Source organism: Streptomyces sp. NPDC088707 (assembly GCF_044752725.1).
In the GTDB taxonomy this organism is placed as follows: Bacteria; Actinomycetota; Actinomycetes; order Streptomycetales; family Streptomycetaceae; genus Streptomyces.
Genome location: NZ_JBIVLV010000001.1, coordinates 885,319 through 899,297, shown reverse-complemented (window position 1 = coordinate 899,297; position 13,979 = coordinate 885,319). Strand labels below are relative to the sequence as shown.

The 13,979-nt window shown below is 71.9% G+C and carries 11 protein-coding genes; 5 read left to right on the top strand and 6 right to left on the bottom strand.

Going from position 1 to position 13,979, the window contains the following annotated elements:
• Positions 1-28: 28 nt before the first annotated feature.
• Together ACIP84_RS03910 and ACIP84_RS03905 are read right to left on the bottom strand one after the other, a co-directional pair.
• Positions 29-940 carry a diiron oxygenase gene (locus tag ACIP84_RS03910; protein ID WP_319314301.1) on the bottom strand — a complete coding sequence of 304 codons (912 nt, stop codon included), beginning with the start codon at positions 938-940 and terminating at the stop codon, positions 29-31.
• Positions 941-1,159: 219 nt separating this feature from the next.
• Positions 1,160-2,947: a S8 family peptidase gene (locus ACIP84_RS03905; protein ID WP_401794143.1), complete on the bottom strand. Its 1,788-nt coding sequence runs from the start codon at positions 2,945-2,947 to the stop codon at positions 1,160-1,162.
• 265 nt (positions 2,948-3,212) lie between these two features.
• Between ACIP84_RS03905 and ACIP84_RS03900 the strand changes: the two genes are divergently transcribed.
• Together ACIP84_RS03900 and ACIP84_RS03895 are read left to right on the top strand one after the other, a co-directional pair.
• The gene (locus tag ACIP84_RS03900) at positions 3,213-3,575 is read left to right on the top strand and encodes a DUF1304 domain-containing protein (RefSeq protein ID WP_355964331.1); all 363 of its coding nucleotides are present in this window, start codon (positions 3,213-3,215) and stop codon (positions 3,573-3,575) included.
• A 7-nt stretch (positions 3,576-3,582) separates the two neighbouring features.
• Positions 3,583-4,149, top strand: a complete 567-nt coding sequence (locus ACIP84_RS03895; protein WP_401794140.1) for a TetR/AcrR family transcriptional regulator — start codon at positions 3,583-3,585, stop codon at positions 4,147-4,149.
• A gap of 57 nt (positions 4,150-4,206) precedes the next feature.
• Here the strand turns inward: ACIP84_RS03895 and ACIP84_RS03890 are convergent, their stop codons facing one another.
• Positions 4,207-6,906 carry an alpha-amylase family glycosyl hydrolase gene (locus tag ACIP84_RS03890; protein ID WP_401794137.1) on the bottom strand — a complete coding sequence of 900 codons (2,700 nt, stop codon included), beginning with the start codon at positions 6,904-6,906 and terminating at the stop codon, positions 4,207-4,209.
• A 224-nt stretch (positions 6,907-7,130) separates the two neighbouring features.
• Between ACIP84_RS03890 and ACIP84_RS03885 the strand changes: the two genes are divergently transcribed.
• Positions 7,131-7,493 carry a YrdB family protein gene (locus tag ACIP84_RS03885; RefSeq protein WP_401794134.1) on the top strand — a complete coding sequence of 121 codons (363 nt, stop codon included), beginning with the start codon at positions 7,131-7,133 and terminating at the stop codon, positions 7,491-7,493.
• Between the two features lie 21 nt (positions 7,494-7,514).
• Here the strand turns inward: ACIP84_RS03885 and ACIP84_RS03880 are convergent, their stop codons facing one another.
• Positions 7,515-7,982 (bottom strand): MarR family transcriptional regulator, encoded by a 468-nt coding sequence (locus ACIP84_RS03880; protein ID WP_355964287.1) that lies wholly within the window; start codon positions 7,980-7,982, stop codon positions 7,515-7,517.
• Positions 7,983-8,106: 124 nt separating this feature from the next.
• Here ACIP84_RS03880 and ACIP84_RS03875 point away from each other — a divergent pair, with 124 nt between their 5' ends.
• A complete protein-coding gene (locus ACIP84_RS03875; RefSeq protein ID WP_401794132.1) occupies positions 8,107-9,573 on the top strand; it encodes an MFS transporter in 1,467 nt (488 codons plus the stop codon).
• Positions 9,574-9,641: 68 nt separating this feature from the next.
• On the opposite strand, the gene ACIP84_RS03870 is transcribed toward ACIP84_RS03875, so the two are convergent.
• Positions 9,642-10,475 carry a VOC family protein gene (locus tag ACIP84_RS03870; protein ID WP_401794129.1) on the bottom strand — a complete coding sequence of 278 codons (834 nt, stop codon included), beginning with the start codon at positions 10,473-10,475 and terminating at the stop codon, positions 9,642-9,644.
• Positions 10,476-10,616: 141 nt separating this feature from the next.
• Here ACIP84_RS03870 and ACIP84_RS03865 point away from each other — a divergent pair, with 141 nt between their 5' ends.
• On the top strand, positions 10,617-11,225 hold the full coding sequence (locus ACIP84_RS03865; protein WP_401794127.1) for a GNAT family N-acetyltransferase: 609 nt from the start codon (positions 10,617-10,619) through the stop codon (positions 11,223-11,225).
• Here the strand turns inward: ACIP84_RS03865 and ACIP84_RS03860 are convergent.
• A complete protein-coding gene (locus tag ACIP84_RS03860) occupies positions 11,201-13,936 on the bottom strand; it encodes a fumarate reductase/succinate dehydrogenase flavoprotein subunit (RefSeq protein ID WP_401794124.1) in 2,736 nt (911 codons plus the stop codon). The two genes, ACIP84_RS03865 and ACIP84_RS03860, sit on opposite strands and share 25 nt — an antisense overlap.
• Positions 13,937-13,979 lie beyond the last annotated feature (43 nt).

The following is a 13,979-nucleotide window of genomic DNA, read 5'->3' as shown; positions in this document are numbered from 1 at the left end:
CGGCTCTGCTCTGCTCGGCTCGGAGGGGTCAGACGAGGTGGGCGCGCTGGTAGAAGAAGAGCGCGGGCCGGGTCAGCATCCCGACGTCGGCCAGGAACTCCATCAGTCCGGAGCAACTGGCGCGCAGCTGCGCCTTGTAGTGCTCGTTGGCGGCGGCCTCGCGGCGGGCCCGCTCGGGGTCGAGTCCGGCCCGCACGTACACCTCCGGGTTCACCAGGCTGGTGATGATGTAGTACGCGGCGATGGCGACGACGAGCGCCTGGAAGTGCCGGCGGGCCCGGCTCGCGCGGGCGAGCGCGCGGCGCGTCTCGTCCCGGGCGAACTTCATGTGCCGGGACTCCTCGACGACATGGATGTTGCTGATGGTGCGGACGAAGGGCACGACCCGCTCGTCGCGCATCCAGTCGCGCTGCATCACGTCGAGGACCTCCTCGGCGACGAGGATGCCGGCGTACGCGGCCTCGCCGAAGCCGACGGTCTTCATGAAGCGTCCGAGTTCGAGGACGGCCCGCCTGGGACGGTAGGCGGGCGCGCCGAGCTTCTGGGAGCCCCGGGCGAACATGATCGAGTGCCGGCACTCGTCGGCGATCTCGGTGAGGGCCCACTGGAACCGGGGGTCGGTGTGGTCCATGCGGTAGATGTCGCGGAGCACCATCTGCTGGAGGATCATCTCGAACCAGATGCCGGTGCTGGCGACCGAGGCGGTCTCCTGCCGGGTCAGCTCCTTGCGCTGCTCCTCGGTCATCTCGTTCCAGTAGGCCGTGCCGTAGAGGGAGTTCCACTCGGGGCTCTGGCCGTGGAAGTCCTTGTCGAGGGGGGTGTCCCAGTCGACCTCGACGGCGGGGTCGTACGACAGCTTCGCGGCCGACCGGAGCAGCCGCTCGGCCGTGGAGCTGTCGAACTGACCCTCGTTCTCCGGGCGAACGGTGCTGTGTGCCATGGTGCGGCTCCTTGGATCGCGCGATCGGCGGCTCGGGCACTTATTAGACTGAGCGTCTAGCAAGCTTGTTAGACGGAACGTATAGCAAGGTTCCCGGGCAGGCCTACCCCTCGGTACGGACTTTTTCCCGCGGACACGCGAACGGGGCCGGAACCCAGTGGGTTCCGGCCCCGTCGAGGGGTCACGGTCAGTCAGAAGGTCTGGCTCAGAAGGCCTGGCTCAGAAGGTCAGGTTCCAGGCGTCGATCTTGCCCGTGTCCTGGCTGGCGTTGTCGTTGACCCGGAGCTTCCAGACCCCGTTCGCGACCTCCGCCGAGGCGTTGACCGTGAACGTCTGGACGATGTTGTCCGTGCCGCTGCCGGTCCGGTTGTGAACCGTGTAGACGGTGCCGTCCGGAGCCACCAGGTCGACCTTCAGGTCGCCGATGTACGTGTGCTTGATGTCCACGCCCACCTTCAGCGTGGCCGGGGCGTTGCCCGTCACGCCGCTGACCGTGATCGGGCTCTCAACCGTCGCGTTGTCGGCGATGGTCACGTCGGTGAGGTTCTCGAAGTACGCGCCGGGCGGCGGGGTGCTGCCCCCGACGGCCTTCAGGGCGTCGACCGCGCCCTCACCGAAGAAGCCGTTCTTGGTCGTGGTGCCCTTGCAGCGGGTGTCCGAGGGGCACGCGCGGTCCGTGGCCTGGACGCCCAGCTGGTCCCGGATCTGCGCCGGGGTGAAGGTCGGGTTGGTGCTGGCGATCAGCGCCGCGACGCCCGCCACGTGCGGGGAGGCCATCGAGGTGCCGCTCATGTTGCCGTACTTGCCGCCCGGCAGCGTCGAGTACACCTGGGTGGAGCCGTCACCGCCCGGCGCGGCGATGTCGATCACGCCGTTGCCGAAGTTCGAGTACGAGGCCTTGGCGCCGCCGCTGGCCTGGGAGGCGACCGTCACGACGCCCGGAAGCTCCGTCGGGATGTCGATGCAGGCGTTGGTGATGGTGCGGGTGACCGGGGTCGAGTCGTTGGGGCTCTCGGAGTCGGTCGTCTTGTTCGCCAGGTCGTAGTTGGAGTTGCCGGCGGCGGCCACCTGGAGCGAACCCTTGCCCTCGGCGTACACCTGCGCCCGGCGGACACCCTCGATGATGGCGGCCTGGTCCAGGTTGTCCGGGCAGTTGAACTGCCACGGGTCCGTGTAGTAGCTGTTGTTGGTGACCTTGAAGCCGTGGTCACCGGCCCACATGAAGCCGCAGATCGTGTTCTCCGCGAAGAACAGGCTGCTGGTCGGCTCCGCGATGCGGACGGCGGAGATCTTCACGCCCGGCGCGACACCGATGACGCCCTTGCCGTTCTTGGCGGCCGCGATCGTGCCCGCGACATGCGTGCCGTGGGTGCCGACGTCGCGCCAGGCGCCCGCGCGCGTGTCCGCCTTGCCGTAGGCGCAGGAGGCCGAGTCGGCGGCGTTGAAGTTGGGCGCGATGTCCTGGTGCTGGTCGTCGACGCCGGTGTCCAGGACGCCGACCTTCACCGTCGCCGAACCGGTGGTGACCGCCCAGGCCTGCTCGGCCTTGATCTGCGTCATGTCCCAGCGGTTCGACTCCGTGAGCGTCGTCGTCGACTGCGACGGGTTCGCCGGGAGCGCCGGGTTGTAGGCGTCGGCGGGGACGTCGGAGGTGCGGGTCGCGCCGACCTGCTGGACTCCGCCGACGCTGCGCATCGCCGAGGCGAACGACGCGGACGTCGAGTGCGCCACGATCACGCCGATCGCGTCATACGTGGCGAAGACCGAACCGCCGTTGCTCGTGACCGCGCCGCCGACCGCCGAGGTGCCGCCGGGGGCGGTGATCACCAGGTACGCGCGGGTGCCCGCGGCCCAGGCGGCCGGAGCCGCTGCCGGTGTCGTCGTGGTGGCGCTCCGCGTCGCCCCCGCCGAACGGGCCGCGACGGGCTCCGTGTCGGTCGGTGCTGCCTGGGCGAATCCCGCGGGAGCGGCGAGCGCCACGGTCGTACCGAGCGCCGCGGCGGCCATGGCCGACGTTCTCAACCGGCTGGATATGAGGGAAAACAATGCGTCCTCCGATGACCCGGTGGCGCGGGTGGCGCCGGCCGGGCCCTGTGATGTGTGGGGTGGACGCAAGATCCCAGAGTCGCGAGGCGGAAGGAAGCGTTCAGTCCGAGAAGCCCGTTCGCGTTACGCACTGTTGACCGATCAAGCCGATTTCCTGGACAGGTGTCCATGTATAGTGGACACCTGTCCAGGAAATCCGGGACAGATGAACGTGGAGGAGACGACGGTGGAGACGACGGCGAACGTGCTGGTGGGCCTGGTGGCCGCCCTGCACGCGTACATCCTGGTTCTGGAGATGTTCCTGTGGGAGAAGAAGCCGGGGCGCGGCCTCTCCGGCTTCGACGCCGACATGGCCCGCGCCACCGCGCCGCTCGCCGCGAACCAGGGCCTCTACAACGGCTTCCTCGCCGCCGGGCTCGTCTGGGGCCTCATCGCCGACGACCCGACCGGCTTCCGGGTCCAGGTCTTCTTCCTCGCCTGCGTCGTCGTCGCCGGTCTGTACGGCGGTGTCACCGCCAACCGCCGCATCCTGGTCGCCCAGGCGCTGCCGGGAGCGCTCGCCCTCGGCGCCGTCCTGCTGAGCCGGTGACCCGGCCGTGACCGCGACACCGGGAGACCCCCGGGCGGCCAGGACCCGGGCCAGGCTCCGCCAGGCCCTCTTCGACGAGTGCGCCGAGCGCCCGCTGGCCGACGTCACCATCGCCACGCTCGTACGCCGGGCCGGCGTCGGCCGTGCCACCTTCTACGTCCACTACGGCGATCTGGAGGCGCTCGCCGTCGACGCCTGCGCCGACGTGGTCCGCGACGCGGTGGACGCCCTGCACGCCTGGCGCGGCACCCCCGACCCGGCGTCCCCGCCGCCCGCGCTGCTCGACTTCCTCGCCGCACTCGCCCCGCACGCGGGCCTCTACCGCGCCCTGCTGCGGCCGGGCGGCGGCGGACCGCTCGGCCTCGTGCTCCACGAGGACCTGCGGGCCCGCAGCCTGCGCGAGCGCAGCCTGGCCGGTGCCCCCGAACCGGAGCTGATCGCCTCGGCCGTGGCCGCCACCTTCGCCGGTGTGCTCGCCGACTGGCTGCACGGCCTCGTGGAGGGCGACTCCGACCGGATCGCCCATCAGATCTGGCGTCTGCTCGTCACCCTGCACCGCACGCCGCTCGGGTAGCGGGAACCGGCCCGGCCGGAGGTTGCGCTCGGAGGGGGCGCCCCCGAGCCGGAGGTGCTACTTCAGGTACGGGCCCGGTGCGCCGATCCGGCCGGGACCGTTCAGGACGTACACCCGCAGGTTGCCCTTGCCCGGAGCGCCGACCGAGAGCGTGCCGTCGGAGGCGGTCTTCACGTCGCCGGTGACCGCGTCGGTGTACGTGCCGTTCGGGATGCCGGTGTACGTGGCGCCGCCCGAGATCGTGACCAGGGCGAAGCTGTCCGTGCTTCCGCTGGTGTAGCGGCGCTTGAACGCCATGCCGCCCGAGACGCCCTCCGTGGAGTACTGGCCCGTCTGGAGCGCGGGGATCGCCCGGCGGATCTGGTTCAGCCGCTGCACATGCTTCACCAGGGGCTGTTCGAGCGTCGTGGCGACCGCTCCGGACGCGGCGGAGACCTGGGAGAAGTCCGAGGCCGTGACCGAGCCGGCGACATGGTCGCCGAAGTACGCGCGGCCGGTGGTGGCCAGCGGGCAGGAAGGACCGCAGTCGATCTTCATGCCCTTCTGGAACTCGATCTCGGAGCCGTAGTACAGCGTGGGGATGCCGCGGAAGGTCCACATCAGGGACATGTTCTCGGCCCAGGCGTCGGTGCCGCCGGAGTACCGCTCGCTCGACTTGTTGGGGCCGTAGTCGTGGCTGTCGACATAGACGACGTTGTAGGTGGCGTCGTTGTAACTGTCGTCCGAGTCCTTGCCGTTGGAGAAGGCGTTGGAGGCGTCACCGAAGTTCATGTGCATGCGCATGTCGATGACGTTCATGCCCGAGAAGCGGCTGTGGTCGGGGGTGTGGTAGCTGTTGCCGTTCAGGAAGGCGTTGGTGGAGGTGGGCTGGTCGCCCGTGCCCTGCTGCTGCTCGTAGGCGTACATCTCCAGCGCGGCCTTCGCGTCGTCCGCGTCGTACTCCTTGCGCTCCTTCCAGGTGAAGAACTGCGCCGAGTGGTTCACCGAGCCGCGGTTCCACTTGTCGTTCACGAAGGCGGCGACCTCGCCGAAGACGAAGAAGTTCTTCGCGGCCCCGGCGCCGTGGCTCCGCGTCACCCGCTCCTGGATGGCGGGCAGGAAACGACGGTTCCAGGTGGTGCGCGGGATGTGCACGGCCGTGTCGACGCGGAAGCCGTCGACGCCCATGTCGATGTACTTGTCGTACGCGCCGATCAGGTAGTTCTGGACGGCCGGGTTCTCGGTGTCGAAGTCGGCCAGGTCCTCGTGCAGCCAGCACGAACGGGAGTCCTCGCCCTCCCAGTTGCCGATCCAGCACTGGTGGAAGAGCGCCTTGGGGAACATCCCGGACGTCGGGCTCGGCCACTGGCAGTTGTAGAGCGTGTAGCCCTCGGCGCTCTTGCCGCCGGTGGGCTTCCCCCAGTTGAGGCAGGTGTTGCCGGCCGGCTCGGCCGTCGACCACAGGTCGCCGTTGTAGTACGACTTGCCGGTCTTCGCGTCGATCGTCAGGCCGTCGTACTCGAAACCGGGCTGCTTCTCGTCGTAGTACCAGCTCCACTGGCTGTCCCGCACGCCGTACACGGTGGGCGTGAACAGGCCCTTGGCACCCCAGCGCGAGGAGTGGTTGTAGACGACGTCCTGGTAGATCTTCATGCCCTTGGCGTGGGCGGCGTCGATCAGGTCCTGGTAGGAGGCGCCCGCCGACTCCAGCCGGGGGTCGACCTTGTAGAAGTCGTAGCCGTGGTACCCGTGGTAGTCGTAGTCGGACCGGTTGAGGACCACAGGGGTCACCCAGATCGCCGAGAAGCCGAGGCCCTTGACGTAGTCCAGCTTCTGGATGAGGCCTTTGAAGTCGCCCCGGAACATGGGGTCGCCGTGGGCGGCGTTGCCCGATTTCACGTGCTGGCCGCCACCGCGGTTGTTCGACGGATCCCCGTCGTTGAAGCGGGCCGTGAGGACGAAGTAGATGGGGTCCTTCCGCGGGTCGGTGCCGAGGGGCTTCCCGGTGGCGGGAGTGGCCGGCCCGTCCCCGGTGGTGGCCGTCGCGGGCGCCGAGGCGGCGGAGACGTTGCCCGCCGCGTCCACGGCCTTCACCGTGTAGGTGTACGCCGTCCGCGCGGCGAGGCCCGTGTCGGAGAAGACGGTGGAGCCGACATCGGTGACGACGGTTCCACCGCTGCCACCGACCCGTGTGACCTGGTACTTCGTCACCCCCTTGGTGTCGGTGGCGGGGTCCCAGGTGAGCAGGACCGAGAGGCCGTCCGCGACCGCGGCGACCTTCGTGGGGACGGTCGGGGCCTGGGTGTCGGGCACCTCGGCGGCGCACGGGTCGGCCGCGTTCGCCGTCACCGCGTTGTTCCGTACGGTGCTGACGCCCGTGCCGATCGCGTAGTCCGCGCCGCCGTTGTTGTCCCAGGTGCCGTTGCCGTTGTTGAAGGCCGCCTGGAGGCCGGTGGCCGTGCCGAGGGTGACCGTCTTCTTCACCCAGTCCGTGCAGGCGGCCTCCATGGCCACGCCGGGGACGGTGGTCCAGGAGCCGCCGTCCGGGGCCCAATGGATCTTGTACTGAGCCCAGTTCCTGGTCTTCGTCCAGTAGAAGACCGTGGCGGTGTTCTCGGCGCCGGCGGCGACCGGGGCCATGCGCGGGCCGGCGTCGGGGGAGGGCCCGCCGGACGGCGCGGCCACCAGGCCGAGGACGCCGGCGGCGGCCGCCAGGGCGGCCGTCGGCCCGAGGGGCAGGCGTCTGTGCGTACGTGTCAGTCCGCGGGTGCGTGTCATCCGGATCTCCAGGCAGGACCGCGCGTCACCGGGCAGAGCTCTGCCCCGGGCGGGAGCCGACGCCCTCTGGAAACGCTGTCGGAAAGTTGCAGAAACGTCTTGCGTGGCGGGAACGTATCGCTGCCCCTCCCCGTCGTAAAGGGTTCTGACGAAGTCCGGAGGTGTGGAAGTGTGGAGGTGTGATCGCCTCTGTGGGTCACGCCGGTGAGGAAGGAAGGCGAGCGATGAAGCTGCCCGGCCCGCCGCACGCGGTCAACGAACTGCTGGCCTTCCTGCTGGAGTTGGCCGCCCTCGCCGCCCTCGCGTGGTGGGGGTGGGAGAGCGCGGAGTCGATCGCTCCGCGCCTCCTGCTCGCTGTCGCGGCGCCCACGGCGGCCGCTGTCCTGTGGGGGCTCTTCGCCGCCCCGAAGGCTCGATTCCGGGTGCCGACGGCGGGTGTTCTGGCCGTGAAGGCGCTGGTGTTCGGCGCCGCGACGGCGGCCCTCCTCGCCCTGGGGCGACCCGGCTGGGCGACCGCCTTCGCCGTTGTCGTCGTGGTCAACACGGCCCTCGCGACGCTCGATCGCCGGGAGCGCGTGACGTCCTGACGGAGCGTCACGGCCGGCCCGTCAGGGGCGCGGCCAGGGTCGGCCCTCCAGGCGCTCGATGTCCCGGTTGAAGCGTTCGAGGAAGGCCGCGAAGCGGGCCACGTCCTCCGGTGACCACTTCTCCATGACCCGGTCGAGCCCCTCGATGTTCGAGTTCCGGTCGGCCTCCAGGCGCCGCTCGCCCTCCTCCGTGATGCGGAACTTGCGGGCGATCCCGCCGTCCGGGTCGGGGATGCGCTCCACGACACCGGCGCGCAGCATCGCCGCGGTCTGCCGGTTGAGGGTGGAGGCGTCGAGGCCGAAGGCCTCGCTGAGCTGCCCGATGGACATCGGCCCGTGCATGCGGATGCGGCTCAGCAGGACGTAGGCGCTGCGGTCCAGATGGCCGCCGGCGGCCCGGGAGCGGGGCGCGTACAGATGGGCGTGCCGACCGAGCAGCATGGTCTCGAACTCGACCAGGTGAAGGGGTTTGTCCTCGGGCTTGTCCATGAGGCCATTGTCCCTCGCCGCGATCCGATGTGCATCATGCATGCCTTGTGTATGACACCATCAGTGTGCACTATGCATATAGAGCCATGGTGGACGACCGCCGTGGACGATCGAGGGAGAACACGTGGACGGCACCAAGCCCGACGCCCGACCCGGAGGCGTCGTCGGCGTCCTCGCGCTCGCGGGCATCGTGGCCGCACTCATGCAGACCCTGGTGGTGCCGCTCATCGGCGACCTCCCCAAGCTGCTCGACACCAGCGCGTCCAACGCCTCCTGGGTGATCACCGCGACCCTGCTCGCGGGCGCCGTCGCCACCCCGGTGGCCGGCCGGCTCGGCGACACCCTCGGCAAGCGACGGGTCCTCCTCGTCTCCGTGATCCCCCTGGTCATCGGCTCGGTGGTCTGCGCGCTCGCCTCCTCCGTCGTCCCGATGATCGTCGGACGCGGACTCCAGGGCCTCGGCATGGGCGTCGTCCCGCTCGGCATCAGCCTGCTCCGCGACATCCTCCCGCCCGAGAAGCTGGGCGGCTCCATCGCCCTCATGAGCGCCTCCATGGGCGTCGGCGGCGCCCTCGGCCTGCCGTTCTCCGCGGCCGTCGCCGAGAACGCCAGCTGGCGCGTCCTCTTCTGGGTCGCCGCCGCACTCAGCGTCGTGGTCGGCCTGCTGATCTGGCGCGTCGCCCCCGCGGGACGCCGAGCCGCCGCACCCGGCCGCTTCGACGTACCCGGCGCGCTCGGCCTCGGCGTCGGGCTCGTCGCCCTGCTGCTCGCCGTCTCCAAGGGTGCGACCTGGGGCTGGGGCAGCGGCACCACCCTCGGCCTCCTCGCCGTCGCCGTGGTCGTCCTGCTCGCCTGGGGCCGGTGGGAGCTCCGTACCCGTGACCCCCTCGTCGACCTGCGGGTCACCGCGCGCCCGGTCGTCCTCATGACCAACCTGGCGTCGATCCTGGTCGGATTCGCCATGTACGCGCAGTCACTTGTCGTTCCGCAGCTCTTCCAGTTGCCCGAGGCGACCGGTTACGGTCTGGGTCAGTCGATGATGGCCATGGGCCTCTGGATGGCCCCGGCGGGCCTGATGATGATGGTCCTCGCGCCCCTCGGCGCCACACTCTCCGCCGCCCGCGGCCCCAAGGTCACGCTCTCCGTCGGCGCCCTCGTCATCGCCGTCGGCTACGGATCCTCGCCCGCCCTGATGGGCACCACCGTCGGCCTGCTCGTGGTGACCCTCATCTGCAACACCGGTGTGGGACTCGCCTACGGGGCCATGCCCGCGCTCATCATGGGCGCCGTCCCGCAGGAGGAGACCGCCTCCGCCAACAGCTTCAACACCCTGATGCGGTCCATCGGCACCTCCGTCTCCGCCGCCGTGATCGGTGTCGTCCTCGCCCAGATGACCACCACCCTGGGCGGCCACGCGCTGCCGTCCGAGGACGGCTTCCGCGTCGCCATGCTCATCGGCTGCGGTGTCGGCCTGGTGGCGGCGGTCGTCGCCGCGCTCATCCCGAGCAGGCCCGCCGCCGCGCCGGCCGGCGACCCGGCCGGTACGGAACCGGCGGCCGCGCCGCGCGCCACCACCGAGGCCGCCGCCTGAGCCACCCGACCGAACAGGGGGCGGTGCGGGGCCCGGGCAAGCCACCCGGGCCCGGCGCCGCCCACCGGTCAGCCCTTGTCGTCCCCCGCCGCCTCCAGCCCGAACAGCGCGCCCTCCGGGTCCCGGACCACCACCACCCGGCGCCCGTCGGGCTCCTCAGGACCGCGCACCCCGCCCCAGTCCCCGCCGGGCACGACGGTCCCGCCGTAGGCCACCACCGCCACCGCGGCCGCCTCCGGATCCGGCACCCGGAACCGCACCAGCCAGCGCGGCCGCAGCTGCGGCCGGGGCGAGCCGGACTCGACCGGCCCGCTGTTCAGCCGGGCCACCGCCTCGCCGTCCCGGCGCAGCACCACCTTGTCCTGCTCGTACGACACCTCGAAGCCGGCGGGTGCCTCGTCCGCCCAGCGCAGCACCTCCCCGTAGAAGACCGCCGCCTCGAACGCGTCACGGGTGTGCAGCTCCAGCCAGGCCGGCGCCGTGCGCATGCCGATGTGCAGACGGTTCCCCGTCCGCCCCTCCCAGACACCGAACGCCGCACCCTCGCGGTCCGCGGCGAGCGCCGCCCGGCCGTGCGGCGGATAACCGACCGGCCCCACGCCGACCGTGCCGCCGCGCTCCCGGATCCGCGCCACCGCCTCGTCCACGTCGTCCACCGTGAAGAACGCCGTCCAGGCCACCCGCACGGACAGCCGGGCCGCCACCGCGGCGATCACGGCCACGGGCTGGTCGTCGAGCCGGCCGACCGCGTACTCCCGGTCCCCGCGGTCGTCCCGCCGGAACGTCCAGCCCAGCACGGCACCGTAGAAGCGCTCCGCCGCGTCGAGATCCCGCGCGGTCAGACTCAGCCAGCACGGCGCTCCCACCACCTCTCCGGTCGTCGGCCCCGACACCGGCACCACCTCCTGTTCCGTCCTGCTCGCTGGATGCGTCGTGCGCCCCTTCCCCGGTCCACTGCCCCGCATGCGCGGACTCACCCGAGTGCCGCCGAACACCACACGCCCGGGTGCGCCGGCCCGAACACCGGGCGATACCGTCCGGTCATGAGCAGCCCGCAACCCTCACTCCATGAAACCCCCGGGAACGGAACAGCCCCGTCCGCACCACCGCTCCTGCTGCGCCCCTGGAATCACGAGGACGCCGAGCCGCTCGTACGCCATCACCGCGACCCGCAGCTGCGCGCCTGGCTCGCCACCCACCTGGACACCACCCGGCAGGCACGCGCGTGGGTGGACGCCCAGAACGCGGGCTGGGCCGCCGGGACCCGGGCGGCCTTCGCGATCGTCGAGGACACGGCGACCGGCGGCACGGCGCCGCTCGGCCACATCGCCGTCACCGGTGAGGGAGCGGCAGCCGTACGCGTCGGCTACTGGACGGCGCCGGAGGCACGCGGGCGCGGGATCGCCTCCCGGGCGCTGACCCGCGTCGCCCGCTGGGTCGCGGACGAGAACAGCCCCTTCGCCGGGCGCACGCCGGAACTCGTGCACGCCGTCGGCAACGAGGGCTCGTGCCGGACCGCCCTCGCCTGCGGCTTCCCCCTCACCACGACGCTTCCCGCCGCCCCGCCCGCCCGGCCGCGCGCCCAGCACCTCCACACGGCGTCCGTCCCCCGGACCCCGCCCGGGACTCAGCGCGCCGCGCGGGCCGCGTAGGCGCGTACGTCCGCGTCGGGATCGTCCGATGCCCCGGCGAGTGCCGTACGGGCCTCGGGATCGGCCCGGTGGACGAGGAGCGAGAGGACGGCGGCCTTCCGGACGTCCGCGTTCGCGTCGGCGAGCGCCTTCGCGAGCGCGGGCACGGCCGGGTCCGCCGGGGCGGCCCGCAGCGCGGTCGCGGCGCCCGAGCGGACCTGCCAGGCCGGATCGCCGAGCGCGGCCTCGGCGCGCGTGGCGTAGACGGCCGGGCAGCCGGTTCCGGCCAGGGCGGCGAGCGCCGCGCCCCGGACCAGCGGATCGGGGTCGTCGAGCAACGGACCGAGCGGCTCCGGAGCCGGATCCCGCACGGTTGCCAGACCCCGGGCCACCGCCACCCGGACCTCACGGGCCGGATCGGCGGTCGCCGCCGTCAGCTCCGCGACGGCGTCCACCGAGACCAGGGCCCGGACCGCCTGGACGCGTACCTCGACGGTCGCGTCGGCGAGCGCCCCGCCGTACAGGCCGGCGTCCCCGAGCCGCAGGGCCCGCAGGACCTCCAGCGCGGCGGACCGCACGGCCGCGTCCGGCACCGCGAGCGCCTCCCGCAGACCGGCACCGAGCTCCGGATCGGCGGGCAGCACCTCGACCAGCTCCCGCAGCGCGGCCGCGGCGGCGGCCCGGACGAGCGGCGTGTCGTCCCGCAGCCGGGCGGCGAGCACGGGGCCGGTACCGGTCGGCGCGGTCTCGCCGAGAGCGGTCACGGCGGCAGCCCGTACGGCCGGATCCTGGTCGTCCAGGTAGGGGCCGAGCGCGGCCAGATCGGGGGACTCCTCGACGAGCGAGAGGAGTCGGAGCAACCGGGGATGGGGCGACGCGACCGCCGGAACCTCGACCGTGGCCGGGGCGTCCGTGCGCGGACGCGCCGCCGGAGCCGTGTCCCGGGCGCCGGCCGTGGCGACGGGGACCAGCTCCACCTCGCCGAGGTGCCGCTCGGGACCGCCCGGCGGCGCGAACTCGGGCACCGGCACCAGATACGGCTCCACCGGGCGCGCCGTGAACTCCATGGCCCCCGAAGGGGACTTGCGCAGATCGAGGTGGTGCAGCCAGCCCGCGTCGTCCCGCTCGGGGTGGTCGAGCCGCTCGTGGTAGAGACCCCAGCGCGACTCGGTGCGGGCGAGCGAGGCCCGCGCGGCCATCTCGGCGCAGTCCCGGATGAACGACACCTCCGCGCACCGCATCAGCTCATGGGCCGTACGCGCCCCCATCCCGGCGATCTCCTCCGACATCCGGTCGAACGCCTCGACGGCCAGGGAGAGTTTCGCGCCCGTCTTCGGCGGCGCCACGTAGTCGTTGACGAACCGCCGCAGCTTGTACTCGACCTGGGGCTGCGGCGGACCCTCCGGATGACGCAGCGGCCGGTAGACGAGCTCGTGCGCGGCCGCGAGCTGCTCGCGGTCCAACTCGCCCTCGTACGCCGAGTACCGGGAGGCGTCCTCACCCGCCAGGTCACCGAAGACGAACGCGCCGATCATGTAGTTGTGCGGTACGGAGGCCAGGTCGCCGGCCGCGTACAGGCGCGGCACGGTCGTCCGGGCGTGGGCGTCCACCCGTACCCCCGACGCCGAATGGCCGCCGCACAGGCCGATCTCCGAGATGTGCATCTCGATGTCATGGGTCCGGTAGTCGTGCCCGCGGCCCTCGTGGAAGGTGCCGCGGGTGGGCCGCTCCGTGGTGTGCAGGATCGACTCGACGGCGCCGATGGTCTCCTCGGGGAGATGGCTCAGCTTCAGGTACACCGGGGCCCGGTCCGAGGCGAGTTCGGCCGCGAACTCGGCCATCATCTGCCCCGACCAGTAGTCGGACTCCACGAACCGCTCGCCGTGCCGGTTCACCTGGTATCCGCCGAAGGGATTGGCGACATAGGCGCAGGCGGGGCCGTTGTAGTCCTTGATGAGCGGGTTGATCTGGAAGCACTCGATCCCGGTCAGCGCCGCACCCGCGTGGTACGCCATGGCGTACCCGTCACCGGCGTTCGTCGGGTTCTCGTACGTGCCGTACAGATAGCCGGAGGCGGGCAGGCCGAGGCGACCGCAGGGGCCGGTGGCGAGGATCACGGCGCCCGCCCGGACGACGACGAACTCGCCCGTGCGGGTGTTGAACGCGGCCGCGCCGACCGCCCGGCCGTCCTCGGGGTGGGTGAGGACCCGGACCGGCATCACCCGGTTCTCGATCCGGATGCGCTCGCGCATCTCGCGCCGCCGCAACTGCCGGTAGAGGACCTTCTTGACGTCCTTGCCCTCGGGCATCGGCAGCACGTACGAGCCGGACCGGTGCACCTGCCGGACCGCGTACTCGCCGTGCTCGTCCTTCTCGAACTTCACCCCGTACGACTCGAGGCGCTGGACCATGCCGAAGCCGCGGGTCGCCGTCTGCCGGACCGTCGACTGGTCCACCAGGCCGTCGTTGGCACGGGTGATCTCGGCGACGTAGTCGTCCGGCTCCGCGCGGCCCGGCACGACCGCGTTGTTCACGCCGTCCATACCCATGGCGAGGGCGCCCGAGTGACGGACGTGCGCCTTCTCCAGGAGAAGGACGTTCGCCCCGCGCTCGGCGGCGGTCAGCGCGGCCATCGTGCCCGCGGTGCCGCCGCCGATGACGAGCACGTCGCAGGACAGCTCGGTCGCGTCGGCGAGATCGGGCACGGTCAGGGGGATGACGGGGCTCTCCATGGGGCGCCTTTCGGGGATGCGGTGGTGCGCGGGGTCGCGGGTC